The following is a 17,419-nucleotide window of genomic DNA, read 5'->3' as shown; positions in this document are numbered from 1 at the left end:
CTGATTTGCACGTAAACAAAAAGCCCCGGAGAATGTCCGGGGCTGAATCGTTAATAATTTTTATCAGAACTGGAATTGCTGAAGCGGCTGTTTCCCGTGCCCCGACTTTGGGGCTGCGACGGACGGCTGCTAGGTCGCTTTGGTGCACTGGTTTCGTCACGGCGGAAGTTACCTTCCGATGGTCGTTGCTCAGTTGTCCGGGCTGGACCGCTGTTTTCGGCCCGACGACTGTTGTTAGTGTTACCACTCCGATTGAACGAACCGGAATTGCCGGAACCTCCCGAGCGACCGCTACTGTTGCGGTTGCCGCCGTTTCCACCGCGGCCTTGTCCCTGCCGGGCAGGAGCTGGAGTAACGGTTGCAGTAGCAATGTCGAGCACATACGGGTGGTTGTCGATTACCGGCACCCGCTTGCCAATCAACTTATGAATGTCGCGCAGATACTCGGTTTCTTCGGCATCGCAAAACGAAAGTGCAATGCCATCGTGACCCGCGCGGCCCGTCCGGCCAATCCGGTGAACGTATGTTTCCGGAATGTTGGGCAGTTCGTAGTTGATCACGTGCGACAGTTCATCGACGTCGATGCCCCGGGCGGCAATATCCGTAGCGACCAGCACCCGCGTTTCCCGGCTTTTAAAGTTCGAGAGGGCACGCTGGCGGGCGTTTTGTGATTTATTGCCGTGAATGGCTTCGGCACCAATACCCGCTTTCAGCAGGTCTTTTACGACTTTGTCCGCACCGTGTTTGGTACGGGCAAAAACCAGCGCCGATTTAATGTTTTTATCGTCGAGAATATGGACAAGCAGTTTACGCTTATCTTCTTTACCAACGAAATACATCGCCTGTTCGATGGTGTCGGCCGTAGAGGATACGGGCGTCACTTCGACTTTGGCGGGGTTATTTAAAATCGTATCGGCCAGTTTAGCGACATCGGGTGGCATCGTTGCCGAGAAAAACAGCGACTGCCGATGCGTGGGCAATTTGGCAATGACTTTCTTCACGTCGTGAATAAAGCCCATGTCGAGCATGCGGTCGGCTTCGTCAAGGACAAAGAACTGCACATCACGGAGCCCAACAAATCCCTGATTCATAAGGTCGAGCAAACGACCGGGCGTAGCGATCAGCACATCGACACCCGATTTGAGCGTGTTCACCTGCGAATGCTGCGAAACACCCCCAAAAATAACCGTATTACGAATGTTTAAATGGCGACCATAAGCCGTGAAACTTTCGGCGATCTGAATCGCTAATTCACGGGTGGGAGTCAGAATGAGGGTTTTAATCCGACGGGGACCGCCAGCACTTTTGCTTCGTTCTTCACTCAGCAGTTGTAAAATAGGAATGGCAAAAGCGGCTGTTTTACCGGTCCCGGTTTGGGCGCAACCTAATAAATCCCGGCGGCCCAGTAAGATTGGTATGGCGTTTTCCTGGATAGGAGTTGGGTTGGTATATCCTTCTTCAGCGAGTGCCTTCAGGATGGGGTCAATTAATGATAAATCGGAAAATTGCATGTGTCGGATGGACGTCGGTAGGCAATGGAATAAGGTAATGATTAGTGTCCAGCATCCAACGTCTTTGTAAAGTTATATTGGTACAACGGGCATGTGGCAAATAAAGTGCCATTTTCGCGCATCTTAGGCATTTTGCTATAGATCTGGCCCTTTTGCTTCTGTTTAGCTACCCATAAACCTGATCTTAGTCGGGTAGGTATGGTCCTGATTTTTCGGGGATTCAGAGAAAAAAAACGACCGCCCTCTGATGAAAGCGGTCGGTGATAAGTAAGTCATTTGGCTGTCTACTCGTAAATACTTCCGGCGGTCTGTTCAACCAACCCTTTGGGGAGTAACCAGGCCATAAACTTTCCTGCTTTGTTCAGAAAACCGGTTACGACTTCTGTTTTTCCCGCCAGCGTGGCTTCTACGGCCTGTCGGGCAACCTCCTCAGGAGTCATATTTACTTTTTCGGCGGCTTTCCGGCCTTTATCGCCAATCTGCGCCCGGTCAACAAAGTTGGTGTCGGTAGAGCCGGGACAAACGCAGGTAACCGAAACCGGTGTACGTTTCAGCTCCTGATGCAGCCCCCGGCTAAACTGAAGAACGAACGATTTGGAGGCTGAATACAGACTTAACTTGGGTACCGCCTGATAAGCCGCTGAACTGCCAATGTTAAGGATATAGGCTTTGGACTGCTGCTTAAGCTGGGGCAGGAACAGATAGGTCAACTCGATGAGTGCCGTCATGTTAACGTTCATCATGTTGATGTGCTCAGCAAGGGCATGTTTCTCAAAAGGGCCACTTAGCCCGTAGCCCGCGTTGTTGACCAGCATCTGAACAGAATATTGCTTTTGGCTACACCAGTCGAAAACATGCTTGGCGGCACCCGTTTCGGCCAGATCAACAGCCAGATAATCGGTTTTGATGCCGTGTTCGTTTGCCAACTGACCCGCCACCTGCTGTAACAGCGATTCGGATCGGGCGATGAGCAGCAGATCAATTTTTCGTCGGGCTAGGTCCCGGGCAATGGCCAGGCCAATGCCCTTGCTGGCTCCTGTAATTAAGGCGTAGGCCATAAGGTATTGAGTTGTACGTGGTAGGTTCTTAAGCAGTAAGTGGCTGACGCGTTCTAATAACATGCGTCAGCCACTTATTGCTTAAGAACCTACCACGTACAACTATTAAATGTTTACTTTGGAAATAAACCGGTGGTAGAATGGCGTTTTGCTGTTCTCGTTTTTCGGCATGTACTTGCCCGTTACCACGGGAACGTACATAACCCGCCGACGGCTGGCCTCTCCAACGAAAGGCGACTGCTGCGCCCGGTGCCAAAGCCGACCATCGTGAACCGACAAATCGCCCGCGTTCATGTCGAAGCCAATTTCGTGTTTATCGGGGTCGTTATCGACAAAATACTTTTTACGGAACAGCATTTTGAAAAGGCCCTGCTTGTGCGTACCCGGAATAACGCGTAACCCGCCGTTTTCGTAGGGAGTTGGATTCAGGTGAATACCCACATTAAGCATCGGCATGATCCGCTGACCCAGAAAAATATCGCGGGGGCTATCCGTATGCCAGCCCATCTGCGAAAACTTACTGTTTGGCGTCCGAACGTAGTGATTCAGAATCAGGCCATCCTTTTCGATTTCGGCGATGCGTCCTTCGTAGGGCTGGAGGAGGTCAACAACGGCTTGTAGGCGTGGGTCCTGCAAAAACTCATGGAGTACGTTGCTGTGCTGGGACAAAAAGCACATCCGCTGAATCATTGAATTCCCCTCTTCGTCCTGACCGAATTTGAGGGGCACACCATTGACTTTATCACGCCCTTCGGCCAGCCATTCTTTCTCTATTCGTTCAACCTCGCTGATGAATAACTTAACGGTTTCGGGGTGAATAAAATTACGAAATACGATGACGCCATTTTTGTTGAAAAACTGGCGTTGTTCGGGGGTAATCGTTTCGCCCAATGTAAAGGGCGGCAAGTTTAATTTGCTCATATCGGTGGTTTACAATTCGGAGGTTCCATCCTTGATGCCGACCGGCGACCGCGCTCCAACTGGATGAGCGCAAGTTTAACGGTTTATTAAAGGCTCAAATCTACGAAATTTACAATTTTAGGATTACTTTGCCGCAATTTAATTAATGTGACTTTAATAAACGGTCACTCAAGTTCTAGTCCGTAACTTACTGTATAAAAGGTCGATTTTGCTGTTAATCAGTCTGTTGGTAGATGGTTTAATGCCCTCATGCAGCCAGTCAGATAGTTTAAAGTTGCCCTTCGAGCCCCTCCCAAATCAACGACTAAAAACCAGAAATACCCTACTTCTACCCTTAATTTCCCGCTCCATCGAAACAGATTGGTCTAATGGGTAGCTGGGTCTTTCACATTTCGGCTGGCCGAGTAAGGGTAAAGAGCGACTCAACCTCCGCGTCGATTATGGATGGGGGATTGGCCGGAGCCATTCCCATTAACTGTATTTTCAGTTAGGCGAAGCGTTCTGATCGTCATTACTCTCCACAGCAAGCGTGTTCCAGCCCCTCAAGGCGAACTTCTTTCCGAGCCAGTACAGTGGGTAGGTGAAAACAAAGGCTCCCAGTACATCAATGGTGTAATGGACGTGCTGCACCAGCAATAAACTGCCCACAATGAGAGTACCAATAAAGGCAAACAGGCGGTCCCACCGTTGGCGTAAGCATAAGAACATCAAAAAGATAGTAGATGTGTGGCCTGAATAAAACAGATCCTTCGTGATGAAGGTCTTGCCGTAAAAGGCATTACTCAGCGGGTCGATCAACGGAATAAGCCCTACCGGTGGATCGAGCGGTACCAGGTTGATGCTAATCATACGGGACAGACTGACAATCAGGTAGCTGTAAATGAACATCATAAAAATGGCGGGACTTCGCCGGGCGCGGATCAATAACAATAAAGCTGTAGCCCAGATCGATAAAAAAATACCGAGCGATACGTCCTGCGCGGGTATCTGGTTAAGAACCCAGTCGTTTAAGACCGGGCCCGAGTGCTGCTGAATCGTTTGAAAAAAGTACGGGAATGTGAGCAATAAAATCAGAACGAGGATAATGCCCAGAATAAATTTCCTGCGAAAGGCCGGAAATTGCCAGGCTTTTTGCCAGACAAAATCGCCGATTGGATTAGGTGTTAGAATTGACATGTAAACCTGTAAAAGGCCGCAAATTTACGAAGTAGAAGGAAAAATCACCGTTTATCTTCTAATCGAACTCAACAACATGAGAATAGTTAACAGGCCAATACGCTTTAAAAATAGAAAGTGGAGTTTAGTGAAGGTGAAAATGCCGCTCGGTAACTTATAGAGCAGCTCCACAGTATTTGCAATGAACCGCATCGGGATCGTGGCCCTGCCGCCCGCAATTGGGGCAGGCCTGGGTCGAAATCTCATGCTTTTTGCTAGCCGCCGTCAGGCTAACCGCCACGATTCCGGTTGGTACCGCAATGATTACGTACCCGAGTAGCATGATTAGGGTAGCGATGAACTTGCCCATGGCCGTGCTGGGTACAATATCGCCGTAGCCGACGGTGGTAATCGTGATAACCGCCCAATAAATGCTCAGGGGAATACTTTCAAATCCGTTGGCGTGCCCTTCCACTACATACATCATGGAGCCAAGCGTAATGACCAATGTGAAAATAGCCACGAAGAAGACCGTAATCTTGGCCCGGCTTTCCCGTAACGAATAGGCAAGTATAGAAGCCGCCGAGGTGTATTCACCCAGTTTCAGGATTCGAAAAATACGCAGGAGCCGAAGAATACGGACAGCCGCCAGCTCGTGCGCTCCAAACAGAAACAAACCGAGGTAACTCGGTAAAATAGCCAGCAGGTCGACGAGCCCGAAAAAGCTGGTCATGTACCGCAGGGGCTGACGGATACTGATAATGCGGAGGAGGTATTCAATGGTAAACAGGCCGGTAAACAGCCACTCAATGTTATCGAAAACAGGCCCATACGAGTGGGTCAGGGATGGTATACTCTCCAGAATAACCGCGAGTACACTCAGCATGATCAGGAAGAGGAGCGTAATGTCGAAAGCGCGACCAGCCCAGGTATCGGCTTCGAAGATTATTTCGTGCAATCGGTGCCGAAAACGTTGCCATCCAGATTCCATAATACTGGTTTCGTTTAGAGCCTAAACCATTAACAATCGCCAGATGCCCGAAATCAGCAGGAGAGCCAGCCCAACCGGTGTCAGCACTTTCCAGCATAAATACATCATCTGATCGACTCGAACGCGGGGGAACGTCCAGCGCACCCACATTTGCAGCAGCACCGCAAAAAATACCTTGGAAAGCAGCCAGAATGCGCCCGTCAGATTGCCCCACAGTGTGCCGGGTGCCCCGCTCGTCCAATCGGCCAGTTTGACCGGGCCGATATTGGGAAGGGGCGTGTTCCAGCTTCCCAGAAACAGGACGGCACCCAGAAAAGAGACCAGCAGCATCATGGCATACTCGGATAAGTAAAGCAACGCAAAGCGCATTCCCGAATATTCGGTGTGAAAACCGGCTACGATTTCGGATTCGCCCTCGGGTAGATCGAAGGGTGCCCGGTTACTTTCGGCCAGTGTACAGATGAAAAAGACGACGTATGCAATGAGTAGAAATGGGTTCCGGAGGATGTTCCAGGAGAAAATACCACCCCATCCGGTCACGTCGATACCTGTGGCTTTCAAGCCGAAAAGGTAGTTTGTTTCGTGGGTGTAAATGCCCTGTTGAAAACTCAGTGTTTGTAGGTTGAGCGTCTGGCAAATCATGACCACACACAGAATGGTGAGGCCCAGCGGAATTTCGTAGGAAATGATTTGCGCTACCGACCGCATGGCGCCAAACAGCGAGTACTTATTATTGGAGCCCCAACCCGCCATCAGAATACCCACAACGTCGAAAGAAACAATAGCCATCAGGTAGAAAACTCCAACGGATGCTCCTGAACCCTGCAAATCCGGCGAGAGAGGAAGCACCGCAAAACCCGCAAAGACCGAAGCGAAAATAATGGCGGGTGCCAGCAGGAAAAGCCGACGGTCGGCCGCTGTGGGCACAATGTCCTCTTTCTGAAGGAGTTTCAGTAAGTCAGCAAAAAGCTGAAGTAGCCCCCATTTTCCCGTTTCCATCGGACCCAGGCGGTCCTGCATGAATGCGGAGACCTTTCGTTCGGTGTAAACACCTACGACCACAAAGCCGGAAGCCAGGGCTAGGAAAATGGGGAGTGCAAGCATAAGTTGTCTTTTATAGAGACGCAATACCTTGCGTCTCCGAGGCTTGGATAGAAAATACAATTCCGTCCGGTCAGAAGACGCAAGGTATTGCGTCTCTACGATTAAAACTCAGCCGTTTTCGGTGCGCGTGGGAAGGGGATCACATCGCGGATGTTGCCCATACCGGTTACGAACAGAACCAGTCGCTCGAAGCCAAGGCCAAATCCGGCGTGGGGTGCCGACCCGAAACGACGCGTATCCAGATACCACCACAGCGCTTCGGGTTCAATGCCAACCTCCTGCATACGAGCGGTGAGCTTGTCGAGGTCATCCTCACGCTGGGAGCCGCCAATGATTTCGCCGATGCCGGGAAACAGAACGTCCATGGCCCTAACCGTTTTACCATCTGGATCTTGTTTCATGTAAAACGCCTTGATTTCGCGGGGGTAGTTGGTCAGGATTACTGGTTTCTTAAAGTGTTTTTCCACCAGATACCGCTCATGCTCCGACTGTAGATCGACGCCCCAACTTACTTCGTACTGGAACTGGCCCTTCTTCGCCGGTTTGGAATTCACCAGGATGTCGATGGCTTCGGTGTAGGTCAGCCGAACGAATTCGTTGCTGATCACAAACTGAAGTTTTTCAAGTAAGCCTAATTCACTCTGTTCCTCCTTCTTTTTGGTTTTTTCTTCGTCTTTCAGACGGGTATCCAGGAAGGCAAGGTCATCGGCGCAGTGTTGCAGCGCGTACCGGATAACGGTTTTAACGAAATCTTCGGCCAGATTCATGTTGTCTTCCAGTTCGAAGAAGGCCATTTCCGGCTCAATCATCCAGAACTCGGCGAGGTGGCGGGTGGTGTTGGAGTTTTCGGCCCGGAATGTAGGGCCAAATGTATAAATCTTACCCAGCGCCAGTGCGCCCAGCTCACCCTCCAGCTGACCGGATACGGTCAGGTTGGTTTCGCGACCAAAGAAATCCTGGCTGTAATCAACCTTTCCATCTTCGGTTAACGGTGGTTTGGTGGCATCGAGCGTCGTTACCCGGAACATTTCACCGGCACCTTCGGCATCGGAGGCCGTAATGATGGGTGTGTTCAGGTAAAAGAATCCGTTGTCATTGAAGTATTTATGAACGGCGAAGGCCAAGGCGTGCCGGATGCGTAAAATAGCACTGAACGTATTGGTACGAGGCCGCAGGTGGGCAATTTCGCGCAGGAATTCCAGCGAGTGCCGTTTGGGCTGCAGCGGGTATTTGTCCGGGTCGGCGGGGCCGTAAATGGTCACGTTGGCAATTTTAACTTCAACCGCCTGTCCGGCCCCCTGCGACTCCACCAACTGACCCGTAACGGCCAGGCAAGCACCGGTTGTGATGAGTTTCAGCGTTTCTTCGGGAAGCTGACCCGACTCGGCCACCGCCTGAATGGTATTAATGGTAGAACCATCATTTAGGGCAATAAAGACCGCGTTTTTACTTTCCCGCTTGGTACGGACCCAGCCCTTAACGGTCACTTCTGTGCCAGTTGGGGCGGTTTTTAATAATTGTTGAATGGATTGATAACTCATACTAAAACAGCGACCGGATAGTGATTGTGGGCGCAAAAGTACGGATTGTCACGCGAAACGCCCAGAAATAGATTCGTACACCTATAAAGTTGGATAGATCTGGTTTGTAACGCTCATGCACTAATAAAAGCTATAGACTTCACTTTAACTTTGTTTTTATATGCATACAGAATAAATATAACGGTATACGGGAAACTTCTTACATGTTAGTTAGCTAGCAGCCTGCCAGGCTATTATTTTTGCAACCTACCTCTCTCTATTATGCCAATTACACTTTATATCGTTCGACATGCGAAAGCCGAAGACCGTGCGATGTTCATGTCTGACCACGATCGTCAACTAACTTCCGATGGAATCATGGCAGCCGCCCGGATAGGGCGTTACCTTCATGGGAAATCCATTGCCCCCGATGCGCTAATCAGCAGTACCGCCCCTCGCGCCAAAGACACTGCCAAGGTGATTGCGGAGCAAATTGGCTACGACCCGGCAACGATTCAGTTAAACGACCTGCTATTTGATGGCGGACCCAAAGCGTACCTGGCTGCCATCAATGCATTACCGAACGATCTGAAATCGGTGATGATTGTGGGGCACAATCCCGATGTGTCGTATCTGGCTGAGTTTTTAACGCACCAGAACATTGGCTCGATGAGCAAAGGAGCCGTTGTGGCTATTACCTTTGATGGCACGAATTGGGCTGAAGTCTCGGGTCGGACGGGAAGCGTGGTGTTTCAGATTGCCCCCAAGCAACTTCCCCAGGAATAAGCTGATGTAATACAGTGCCTGAATAGCTGTAGTACACTAATAACCAGAACAGGGTATGAACCGAAACCGTAAGATTTTTATCACCGTTTTTATTCTTTTCACATCCATTGTCATTCTAATTGCCGTCGACATGGGCCGTCGAACTACGGCACCCTGGAACAAACGCCGGGAAGTGGAACGGGCACTACCAACGGCCAAAGATGGCGTTGCGACTGATACATTGGCAACAGACACGTTACTTACGCCCTAGTCCTTATGCTCAATCTGGCTGCTGTTCATCATATTGCCCTCATTTGCTCGGATTACGAAACGTCGAAACGATTTTATACCGAAATACTAGGCCTCTCTATTCTCGGCGAGTACTTTCGGGCCGAGCGAAACTCGTATAAGCTCGATTTGGCTCTAAATGGCCAGTATATCATTGAGTTGTTTTCGTTTCCAGATCCGCCTAAACGGCCTTCCCGACCCGAAGCGCTTGGGTTACGCCATTTAGCCTTTGCCGTCCCGGACCTCGATGCAGCTATTGCGCATCTGAACGAAAATGGAGTAGAAACGGAGCCTGTTCGGGTGGATGCCCACACCAGTAAGCGATTTACCTTCTTCGCCGATCCGGACGATTTGCCATTAGAATTTTATGAATTGTAGAGACCGCACCGGCGGACCGGCAATACCTTGCGTCTCCTCGTGCGACAGCAACTGGCGCAAAAAAGAGACGCAAAGGGTTGCTGTCGCATGAGGAGAGACGCAAAGGGTTGCTGTCGCATGAGGAGAGACGCAAAGGGTTGCGTCTCTACATAGCTAACACCTTTGTCAGCACCCGTACCAGTGCGTCGGTGTCCTCGGGCGTGTTGTAGACATGTGGGGCAATGCGTAAGGCTCGCGCTCTGGCCGAAACAGACACTTTTTCGGCTTGTAATGCCTGTTGAACGGTCATTGGATCGACGTGTTCGGGTAGCCATAAGCCAACCAAATGGTGGCTCCGTCCCTGGTTTCCATTGAGGGGTTCCACCTGACAGCCAAGTTGCTCCAGGGCTGGCCAGGCATGCTGCATAAGCTCGCTGGTGTAGGTCTGAATCCGTTCCGGTTGCCAGTCGAGAAGCTGCTCCAGAGAGGCTTCGAGCATGGGCATCTGGATAAAATGCGTGTGTTCGCCTACGTTATACCGGTACGCTTTGGGTCGATAAATGGGCTGGTAATCCATCAATTTATGAAACTGATTGCTGTCGAGTCGATTCATCCAGCCTTCTTCCAGTGGAATGCCTTCGTCAAAGGCTACACCATAATAGGCCAAACCGAGGGAATAGGGACCCATCAGCCACTTATACCCTGCGCAAATGACGGCGTCGGGTTGGATCGCCGTGAGGTCGAAGGGCAGGGCACCAATGGCTTGCGTGCCATCTACGGCTAGCCAGGCACCCACCTCGCGCGCCCGGTGCCCTACAGCCTCCAAATCGAAACGGATACCGTACATCCAATGAACGGGTGGGGCAATAACCAGCGCCGTATTGCTGTCGATAGCGTCCAGCAACTGCTCATTCCAGCGTGGCCCTCTGGGGAATTCATTGGGCATGGGCACGGTTTTAATCGTCAGGCCCAGGTCTGCACAAACGCGGTCCCATGCGTAAACATCACTGGGAAATTCACTGCCGACAAGCACAATGTGCTGCCCGGCCCTGATGCCGGGTTTGTTCGGGAGATTTCTGGCCACCACCGCCATGCCATACGAAACGGAAGGCACCACCGCAATTCGATCGGGGTCTGGATTGTTAATGAGTTCGGAGAATAACGTTCGGACGCGAATGGCAGCGCTGAAAAAGTCGTCGGGACGCAGGCCAAAGGGATTGCTGTCGCGGTGAACGGCATCGTGACCTGCCTGCTCAACCGTTCGGCTGAGGGGCGAGCGGGTGGCGCAGTTCAGGTAGTGGATACCGTCTGGAAGGGAGAATTTATCTTTTTGGGTCGTTAGTGGCGAAGCGACAGTAAGCATAAAGAAAGACTGATCGGTTAAATTATTCTGGCACGGGGTTTGTAAATACGAGGCTGAAATGTATAAACAATTCTTATTATGAATACCCTGTTGGGCATTGGTTCACGCATTCAGCACGATGAGTTTGGTAACGGAGTCGTCATTAATCTAAAATCGAATGGGTACATCGTTACCTTTCTCGAACAGGGCGTGAAGATACTTAAATTCGACGCGCCACTAACGATTATAGAGGCTATAGAACCGGATAGTGATCTGGTCAGCTTATTCGATGTCGAACAGTCATTGGGGCGCATTCTTCAACGCTGGGCTGACCAGACCGAAGTTGTCCCACTGGGTGATAAATGGAAAGGAGGGAAGCTTATTCTCAAACCCGGTCGGACTGATCTGTCCTCTAAAGAAATACCAATAGATGCCTTTTTTCATAAAATCGTAATGGTGCGCGACCGCCTTCGGGTTCTTGAACAGCGCGTAAATGCCAGTAACATGGACGATGAGGAAAAGGTAAACATTCAGCAGTACATCACCCGTATTTACGGTAGTCTGACCTCGTTCAATGTCTTGTTCAAGAACCAGCATCAGCAATTTGTTGGCGAAAAGACGTCTGTCGAAGCCTGATTTACCGCTGCACCCGCTGTCCCTTTGCTCTAGGGTGATACTCTTTTAAAGTCTGCTGTAAATAATCGCGATCCAGGTGGGTGTAGATTTCGGTGGTTGTGATGGACTCATGGCCAAGCATCTGCTGGACGGCCCGTAAATCAGCGCCCCCTTCAATAAGGTGCGTCGCGAACGAATGCCGGAAGGTGTGGGGGCTGATCGTCTTTTTGATACCCACCTCAGATGCCAGTTTTTTGATGGTCGTAAAGACCGAAATGCGCGAAAGCTGTTTGCCGCGTAGATTGAGGAAAATCGTGTCCTCATCGCCCTTCTGTACATCCAGCTTTTGCCGAACGTGTTCCACATAAATACGGGTATAATGCATGGCATCTTCGCCAATGGGTACCAGCCGTACTTTGTCGCCTTTTCCCAGAACGCGCACGAAACCTTCGGTAAAAAAACAGTTTGTCAGGCGGAGATTGAGCAGTTCAGACACGCGCAGTCCTGAACTGTAAAGAACTTCCAGCATGGCACGATCGCGGGTGCCGCCGGGGGTGGAGAGGTCGATGGCGGCCAGTATGTCTTCAATTTCGGGAAAACTAAGCGTGTCGGGAAGTTTTCGGCCCAGTTTGGGCGATTCCAGTAACTGAGTAGGGTCACGCTGGATTAACCCTTCTAGCAATAAGTATTTGAAAAACGATTTTATACCCGACAGCATCCGGGCCTGGCTGTGCGCCGATAAACCCAACTCACCCAGATACTTCAGGAAGTTCATCAGCTCCTTCTCCGTAACCTGCATGGGCGTCCGGGCGGGGTCGGTCAGCAGTATGTATTCGTACAGTTTTTCGGCATCATGCAGATAGGCCTCCACCGAATTTTCGGCCAGCGACCGTTCTAGTTTGAGGTAGTTCTTAAAGGCGTTTATATAACTTTGCCACATAGGAGTGAATGAATAATTTATAATTGTTAATGAATAATAGTTGAGTGGTTGTTTATTCCTCTGGTTCATTAACCATTATTCATTAACCATCATACATTATATGAAACAACTGTTAATCATTAACGGCCCTAACCTCAACCTGTTAGGCAAACGCGAGCCGACAATTTATGGGAACCGCTCGTTCGTTGGGTATCTGGAAACGCTCGAAGCACAGTTTCCCGACGTGCAACTTCGCTATTTTCAGTCGAATCACGAAGGCGAACTGATTGATAAAATTCACGAACTGGGCTTCGATGTGGACGGCATCGTCATTAATGCCGGGGCTTACACCCACACATCCATCGCCATTGCCGATGCGCTGTCGGCTGTAACGGCACCCGCTGTAGAGGTGCATATTTCCAATGTTCATGCCCGCGAGTCGTTTCGGCACCACAGCTATTTGTCGGCCAAATGCAAAGGCGTCGTCGTTGGTCTAGGGTTGTTGGGGTATGAGATGGCCGTGCGGTATTTATTGAATGATGCATGATGTAGGACATTATCTTAACTCCTCATTTCTATTCCTGCATCTACTTCTCTGTTATCTACTAACTCCTCGCTCCTCACTCCTAATACTAAAACATGATCACCTTCTACCCCGGTCCGTCGAAAGTTTATCCGCAGGTAGCCGACTATGCGGCCGAAGCTATACGTGAGGGCATTGTAAGCCTGAACCACCGAAGTGCCGGGTTTATGGATATTGTGAAAGAGACGGTTCGGCTGCTTCACGACAAACTTGATATCCCGGCCGACTACCACATTGCTCTGGTATCATCGGCCACAGAGTGCTGGGAAATTGTGGCCCAGTCGCTAACCGCTGTATCCAGTTTGCACCCCTACAACGGCGCCTTTGGTAAAAAATGGGCTGAATACGCGTATAAAATCAAACCCCCGGTCAGCCTGAGCGATGCCGATGTACTGTGTCTTGTACAGAATGAGACCTCTAACGGTACGCAGGTTAGTATGGAAACACTGGCTCAATTTCGGCGGGATTTTTCGGCGCTGATTGCCGTCGATGCCGTTTCGTCGATGGCGGGTATCCAATTCGACTGGTCGCTGGCCGACGTCTGGTTTGCATCCGTTCAGAAGTGTTTCGGCCTTCCGGCGGGTCTGGCGGTGCTTATTTACTCACCAGCCGCACTGAAACGGGCCGAAGAAATAGGAGAGAACGCTCACTATAATAGTCTCCTGTTTATTCATGAGAATTTCTCGAAATTTCAAACGCCTTATACGCCCAATGGTTTAGGTATTTACCTGCTGATGCGGGTGTTGCAACAAGTGCCGCCTATCGGCACGGTGGATGCTCTGACAAAAAAGCGGGCTACTGACTGGTATGCCTTCTTTGAACAGGAAATGATGAATTCGCCGTTTCGCGTTCTGATCAACGACCCCACGACCCGGTCTGATACCGTTATTGCAGTGCAGGGTAACGAGCAGGAAGTGAATAAACTAAAAAAAGCTGCTCAGCAAGAAGGTATTACGTTGGGTAACGGCTATGGCGACTGGAAAAACACAACTTTCCGAATTGCTAACTTCCCCGCTATTACGGACGAAGAGATTGGAACCTTAACGCAATTTCTTCGGTCATACTAAGCATGAATAGGCTCTGGCTATTCATAAGTATCAGCTAATTAGATAACAGCCGAAGCCTGTTTGTGCCTTGTCATGTTGAGTCTTAAAGAAATCGTTTCGGTTACGCTCATTCTCTTTTCCGTTATCGACGTCGTTGGGTCGTTGCCGGTAATTATTGATCTGCGTAAAAAAGCCGGTAAAATAGAGTCCGAGCGGGCCACATTCGCATCGGGTGTGTTAATGATCTCCTTTCTGTTTGTTGGGGAGAAGATTCTCAAATTGTTTGGGGTCGATGTTCAGTCATTCGCTGTGGCAGGGGCGCTGATCATTTTTCTGATCGGACTGGAAATGATTCTGGGGCGAACCATCTTCAAATCGGAAATGAGTTCGGGCGGGGCTACACACATTGTGCCGATTGCCTTTCCACTGATTGCCGGGGCCGGTACGTTAACGACAATTATTTCACTGCGGGCCGAGTACCAGACGCTGAACATTGTGATCGGGATCGTGCTCAACCTCGTTCTGATTTACGTGGTACTTAAATCATCGGGCTGGCTCGAAACCCGACTTGGGACGGGCGGACTGGAGGTATTGCGTAAAATATTCGGAATTATTTTGCTGGCCATCGCCATCAAACTCTTCAAAACTAATCTGATACCGGGATTATAACAGCTACCAGACCCAGTTATTCCGGAAGTTTCTGAAAAGGCTAAAAGTTAGGAATAGTACCATTTTTTTAGTTAGCACCTATGAATTTGAAGCAACTTCAAGTTTATAGGTGCATTTTTTTTGGTAGCTGCTTTATCTGATAAACTTATAAAAAATGAGGCCAAATGTTGTAAAATACTGTACAGAACAAACTTTAATTATAATAATTCCATAAAATCAGTAAGAAATACGGTAAAAGGCACTAACGGCATTTATATTTTATTGTAAAGGCGTACTATATTTGCTGAAAGTATTGTGAGAACAACCCTATTCAATTAATCCACTTGTACATCATGGCAAAGGCTAAGTTAGAATACATTTGGCTCGACGGCTACAAGCCCACCCAAAGCTTACGTTCCAAAACTAAAATTGAGGCTGATTTCTCGGGTAGTCTCGAAGATTGCCCTATGTGGTCGTTCGATGGTTCATCGACCGAGCAGGCCGAGGGCGGTTCGTCCGACTGTTTGCTGAAGCCGGTTTTCATCTGCCCTGATCCACAGCGTAAGAACGGTTATCTAGTTATGTGTGAAGTCCTCAATGCAGATGGTACGCCACACGTAACGAATGGCCGGGCTACGATCGAGGATGATGATAACGATTTCTGGTTTGGCTTTGAGCAGGAGTACTTCCTGTGGGATATGGCCATTGACAAGCCACTTGGTTTCCCGGCTGAAGGCTTTCCAACTCGTCCACAAGGTCCTTATTACTGCTCGGTAGGTGCTCAGAATGCCTATGGCCGGAACATCGTTGAAGAACACCTTGATGTATGTCTTGAGGCTGGTTTAAATGTTGAAGGTATCAATGCTGAGGTAGCTACGGGCCAGTGGGAGTTCCAGATCTTTGCCAAAGGGGCTAAAGATGCTGGCGACCAGATCTGGGTAGCCCGTTATCTGCTGGAGCGTATCGGTGAGAAATACGCTGTTTCGATCAACTGGCATTGTAAGCCACTGGGTGCTACCGACTGGAATGGTTCGGGTATGCACGCTAACTTCTCGAACACCGCCCTGCGTACATCGGGAAGCAAAGAAGTATACGACAAAATTTGCTTGTCTTTCTCACCTGCCGATGTCATCAAAGCGCACATCGCCGTGTACGGTGCTGACAACGAACTTCGCCTGACGGGTAAGCACGAAACCCAGTCGATCGATCAGTTCTCGTACGGTATCTCCGACCGCGGTGCTTCGATCCGTATCCCCATCGCAACGGTGGAGCGCGGCTGGAAAGGCTGGTTGGAAGATCGCCGGCCAAACTCGGCGGCTGATCCCTACAAAGTAGCCGCTGTGATCATCAAAACCGTTAAATCTGCTGACGTTCTGGAAACAGTTTAGTCAGATCAATTACATATTCTAAGCCCGGCTACGAAAGTGGCCGGGCTTTTTTGTTAATGAATTCGTTCACAATAGAAAAGAGAGGTAGTTATCCTGGTTGATAACCTGAAATGTAGAGCCGGGGTAATGCTCCGTCCAGGAGGCTGGTGCTTTGGATGGTTTACGCGAAAATTTAAACTCAACACCAGCTAATTGTCCATTACTTTCCTCAATATAATCGAGTTCGGCCCCCGTGTAGGTTCGCCAGAAATAAGTATTGACAAAATTCCCTTGGTACGCGTTTCGCTTACGACGCTCAATTACCAGAAAGTTTTCCCATAAGGCTCCAACATCTGTTCGAAGATCGAGCGGTTGGAAGTTGTCAATGAGCACATTGCGGATGCCGAGGTCATAGAAATAAATCTTGTCCATTTTGCTGACTTCTTTTCTAAGATTGCGGCTAAAACCAGACAAACGGAACACAACAAATGCCTTTTCCAAGAGGTCGATGTAGGTGTTTACTGTGTCTTTACTCATACCAAGCGTGGTTCCCAGTTCGCTCAATGATACTTCGGAGCCAACCTGAAAGGACAAGAGTTGCAAAAGTTTTCGAAGCTTATCCGCATGACGTATAGCGGCCATTTCCAGAATGTCTTTGTATAAATAGGCAGACGATAGCTCGCGTAGGTATCGTACCTTGTCTGTTGCGTTGGGCAATTGAAGCGTATCGGGATAAGACCCAAAACGAAGTAGTTCGTCAAGGCGCTGCGTTAACGAGAATGCATTTTGCTGAAGGTGCAGTTCGCCCAGCGAAATCGGGAAAAGTTCGTACGTCCAAGTCCGTCCTGTTAACGCTTCTTTGGTTCGGTTTGCCAATTCAAAAGAAGAGGAGCCTGTTGCTACAATCTTCAGCTTAGGGAGCCCATCGTGTAAAATCTTGAGGTTTATACCAATATCCGGAATACGTTGGGCCTCATCTATAAAAAGTAGTTCGTAGCCTTCTACCAGAAGCTTCATCCGGGTTAAATCCCGCGCTGATAAAACGGTTTGATACAGCAGTTCGTCAGCACTAACCTGTAATGATTTGTAAGGCAATTCGTTAATCAACTCTCGGATTAATGTAGTCTTGCCAACCTGACGAGGGCCATACAAAATTACAATTTTATTAGAGTCAATAATGCGTTGACGAAGGCTATCTGCTAATAGACGAGGAATCATATTGCTCTTAA

Annotated in this window: 18 protein-coding genes; 8 read left to right on the top strand and 10 right to left on the bottom strand. The window is 49.5% G+C overall.

Annotated elements, in window-relative coordinates; genetic code table 11:
* Window positions 1-50: 50 nt before the first annotated feature.
* The 7 genes from CRO74_RS10240 to asnS form a co-directional block, all read right to left on the bottom strand.
* Window positions 51-1,511, bottom strand: coding sequence for a DEAD/DEAH box helicase (locus CRO74_RS10240; protein WP_097125842.1), 1,461 nt, complete (start codon window positions 1,509-1,511; stop codon window positions 51-53).
* A 284-nt stretch (window positions 1,512-1,795) separates the two neighbouring features.
* Window positions 1,796-2,569: an SDR family NAD(P)-dependent oxidoreductase gene (locus CRO74_RS10235; protein WP_097125841.1), complete on the bottom strand. Its 774-nt coding sequence runs from the start codon at window positions 2,567-2,569 to the stop codon at window positions 1,796-1,798.
* 105 nt (window positions 2,570-2,674) lie between these two features.
* Window positions 2,675-3,490: a phytanoyl-CoA dioxygenase family protein gene (locus tag CRO74_RS10230; RefSeq protein WP_097125840.1), complete on the bottom strand. Its 816-nt coding sequence runs from the start codon at window positions 3,488-3,490 to the stop codon at window positions 2,675-2,677.
* Window positions 3,491-3,973: 483 nt separating this feature from the next.
* Window positions 3,974-4,666, bottom strand: coding sequence for a phosphatase PAP2-related protein (locus CRO74_RS10225; protein ID WP_097125839.1), 693 nt, complete (start codon window positions 4,664-4,666; stop codon window positions 3,974-3,976).
* A 154-nt stretch (window positions 4,667-4,820) separates the two neighbouring features.
* Complete coding sequence (locus tag CRO74_RS10220; RefSeq protein ID WP_097125838.1) at window positions 4,821-5,636, bottom strand: ion transporter; 816 nt, start codon at window positions 5,634-5,636, stop codon at window positions 4,821-4,823.
* A gap of 21 nt (window positions 5,637-5,657) precedes the next feature.
* Window positions 5,658-6,740 (bottom strand): complex I subunit 1/NuoH family protein, encoded by a 1,083-nt coding sequence (locus CRO74_RS10215; protein WP_097125837.1) that lies wholly within the window; start codon window positions 6,738-6,740, stop codon window positions 5,658-5,660.
* A 101-nt stretch (window positions 6,741-6,841) separates the two neighbouring features.
* Window positions 6,842-8,281 carry an asparagine--tRNA ligase gene (asnS, locus tag CRO74_RS10210; protein ID WP_097125836.1) on the bottom strand — a complete coding sequence of 480 codons (1,440 nt, stop codon included), beginning with the start codon at window positions 8,279-8,281 and terminating at the stop codon, window positions 6,842-6,844.
* A gap of 261 nt (window positions 8,282-8,542) precedes the next feature.
* On the opposite strand from asnS, the gene CRO74_RS10205 reads away from it, so the two are divergent.
* The 3 genes from CRO74_RS10205 to gloA2 are packed head-to-tail and all read left to right on the top strand — an operon-like array spanning window position 8,543 to window position 9,691.
* On the top strand, window positions 8,543-9,046 hold the full coding sequence (locus CRO74_RS10205) for a SixA phosphatase family protein (RefSeq protein ID WP_097125835.1): 504 nt from the start codon (window positions 8,543-8,545) through the stop codon (window positions 9,044-9,046).
* Window positions 9,047-9,101: 55 nt separating this feature from the next.
* Complete coding sequence (locus tag CRO74_RS10200) at window positions 9,102-9,296, top strand: hypothetical protein (RefSeq protein ID WP_097125834.1); 195 nt, start codon at window positions 9,102-9,104, stop codon at window positions 9,294-9,296.
* Between the two features lie 5 nt (window positions 9,297-9,301).
* Window positions 9,302-9,691: an SMU1112c/YaeR family gloxylase I-like metalloprotein gene (gloA2, locus tag CRO74_RS10195; RefSeq protein ID WP_097125833.1), complete on the top strand. Its 390-nt coding sequence runs from the start codon at window positions 9,302-9,304 to the stop codon at window positions 9,689-9,691.
* Between the two features lie 145 nt (window positions 9,692-9,836).
* Here the strand turns inward: gloA2 and CRO74_RS10190 are convergent, their stop codons facing one another.
* Window positions 9,837-11,033 (bottom strand): aminotransferase class V-fold PLP-dependent enzyme, encoded by a 1,197-nt coding sequence (locus tag CRO74_RS10190; protein ID WP_097125832.1) that lies wholly within the window; start codon window positions 11,031-11,033, stop codon window positions 9,837-9,839.
* A gap of 78 nt (window positions 11,034-11,111) precedes the next feature.
* Here CRO74_RS10190 and CRO74_RS10185 point away from each other — a divergent pair, with 78 nt between their 5' ends.
* The gene (locus CRO74_RS10185) at window positions 11,112-11,648 is read left to right on the top strand and encodes a DUF8685 domain-containing protein (RefSeq protein ID WP_097125831.1); all 537 of its coding nucleotides are present in this window, start codon (window positions 11,112-11,114) and stop codon (window positions 11,646-11,648) included.
* Between the two features lies 1 nt (window position 11,649).
* Here CRO74_RS10185 and xerD read toward each other — a convergent pair whose 3' ends face one another.
* Window positions 11,650-12,567 carry a site-specific tyrosine recombinase XerD gene (gene xerD, locus CRO74_RS10180; protein WP_097125830.1) on the bottom strand — a complete coding sequence of 306 codons (918 nt, stop codon included), beginning with the start codon at window positions 12,565-12,567 and terminating at the stop codon, window positions 11,650-11,652.
* A 100-nt stretch (window positions 12,568-12,667) separates the two neighbouring features.
* Between xerD and aroQ the strand changes: the two genes are divergently transcribed.
* From aroQ to CRO74_RS10160, 4 genes are all read left to right on the top strand, one after another.
* Entirely contained in the window at window positions 12,668-13,093 is a 426-nt protein-coding gene (aroQ, locus tag CRO74_RS10175; protein WP_097125829.1) for a type II 3-dehydroquinate dehydratase, read from the top strand.
* Between the two features lie 92 nt (window positions 13,094-13,185).
* The gene (locus CRO74_RS10170; RefSeq protein WP_097125828.1) at window positions 13,186-14,196 is read left to right on the top strand and encodes an aminotransferase class V-fold PLP-dependent enzyme; all 1,011 of its coding nucleotides are present in this window, start codon (window positions 13,186-13,188) and stop codon (window positions 14,194-14,196) included.
* 72 nt (window positions 14,197-14,268) lie between these two features.
* Window positions 14,269-14,844, top strand: a complete 576-nt coding sequence (locus CRO74_RS10165) for a MarC family protein (RefSeq protein ID WP_097125827.1) — start codon at window positions 14,269-14,271, stop codon at window positions 14,842-14,844.
* 332 nt (window positions 14,845-15,176) lie between these two features.
* On the top strand, window positions 15,177-16,211 hold the full coding sequence (locus CRO74_RS10160; protein WP_097125826.1) for a glutamine synthetase beta-grasp domain-containing protein: 1,035 nt from the start codon (window positions 15,177-15,179) through the stop codon (window positions 16,209-16,211).
* A gap of 66 nt (window positions 16,212-16,277) precedes the next feature.
* Here the strand turns inward: CRO74_RS10160 and CRO74_RS10155 are convergent, their stop codons facing one another.
* On the bottom strand, window positions 16,278-17,408 hold the full coding sequence (locus CRO74_RS10155) for an ATP-binding protein (protein WP_097125825.1): 1,131 nt from the start codon (window positions 17,406-17,408) through the stop codon (window positions 16,278-16,280).
* Window positions 17,409-17,419: the final 11 nt, after the last annotated feature.

Source organism: Spirosoma fluviale (genome assembly GCF_900230225.1).
Lineage (GTDB): Bacteria > Bacteroidota > Bacteroidia > Cytophagales > Spirosomataceae > Spirosoma > Spirosoma fluviale.
This window is presented reverse-complemented; position numbering and strand designations above follow the sequence as displayed.

Bases quoted from the DNA above. Each gene is read 5' to 3' on its own strand.
- CRO74_RS10240 (WP_097125842.1), bottom strand. From the start codon at position 1,511: ATGCAATTTTCCGATTTATCATTAATTGACCCCATCCTGAAGGCACTC.
- CRO74_RS10235 (WP_097125841.1), bottom strand. From the start codon at position 2,569: ATGGCCTACGCCTTAATTACAGGAGCCAGCAAGGGCATTGGCCTGGCC.
- CRO74_RS10230 (WP_097125840.1), bottom strand. From the start codon at position 3,490: ATGAGCAAATTAAACTTGCCGCCCTTTACATTGGGCGAAACGATTACC.
- CRO74_RS10225 (WP_097125839.1), bottom strand. From the start codon at position 4,666: ATGTCAATTCTAACACCTAATCCAATCGGCGATTTTGTCTGGCAAAAA.
- CRO74_RS10220 (WP_097125838.1), bottom strand. From the start codon at position 5,636: ATGGAATCTGGATGGCAACGTTTTCGGCACCGATTGCACGAAATAATC.
- CRO74_RS10215 (WP_097125837.1), bottom strand. From the start codon at position 6,740: ATGCTTGCACTCCCCATTTTCCTAGCCCTGGCTTCCGGCTTTGTGGTC.
- asnS (WP_097125836.1), bottom strand. From the start codon at position 8,281: ATGAGTTATCAATCCATTCAACAATTATTAAAAACCGCCCCAACTGGC.
- CRO74_RS10205 (WP_097125835.1), top strand. From the start codon at position 8,543: ATGCCAATTACACTTTATATCGTTCGACATGCGAAAGCCGAAGACCGT.
- CRO74_RS10200 (WP_097125834.1), top strand. From the start codon at position 9,102: ATGAACCGAAACCGTAAGATTTTTATCACCGTTTTTATTCTTTTCACA.
- gloA2 (WP_097125833.1), top strand. From the start codon at position 9,302: ATGCTCAATCTGGCTGCTGTTCATCATATTGCCCTCATTTGCTCGGAT.
- CRO74_RS10190 (WP_097125832.1), bottom strand. From the start codon at position 11,033: ATGCTTACTGTCGCTTCGCCACTAACGACCCAAAAAGATAAATTCTCC.
- CRO74_RS10185 (WP_097125831.1), top strand. From the start codon at position 11,112: ATGAATACCCTGTTGGGCATTGGTTCACGCATTCAGCACGATGAGTTT.
- xerD (WP_097125830.1), bottom strand. From the start codon at position 12,567: ATGTGGCAAAGTTATATAAACGCCTTTAAGAACTACCTCAAACTAGAA.
- aroQ (WP_097125829.1), top strand. From the start codon at position 12,668: ATGAAACAACTGTTAATCATTAACGGCCCTAACCTCAACCTGTTAGGC.
- CRO74_RS10170 (WP_097125828.1), top strand. From the start codon at position 13,186: ATGATCACCTTCTACCCCGGTCCGTCGAAAGTTTATCCGCAGGTAGCC.
- CRO74_RS10165 (WP_097125827.1), top strand. From the start codon at position 14,269: ATGTTGAGTCTTAAAGAAATCGTTTCGGTTACGCTCATTCTCTTTTCC.
- CRO74_RS10160 (WP_097125826.1), top strand. From the start codon at position 15,177: ATGGCAAAGGCTAAGTTAGAATACATTTGGCTCGACGGCTACAAGCCC.
- CRO74_RS10155 (WP_097125825.1), bottom strand. From the start codon at position 17,408: ATGATTCCTCGTCTATTAGCAGATAGCCTTCGTCAACGCATTATTGAC.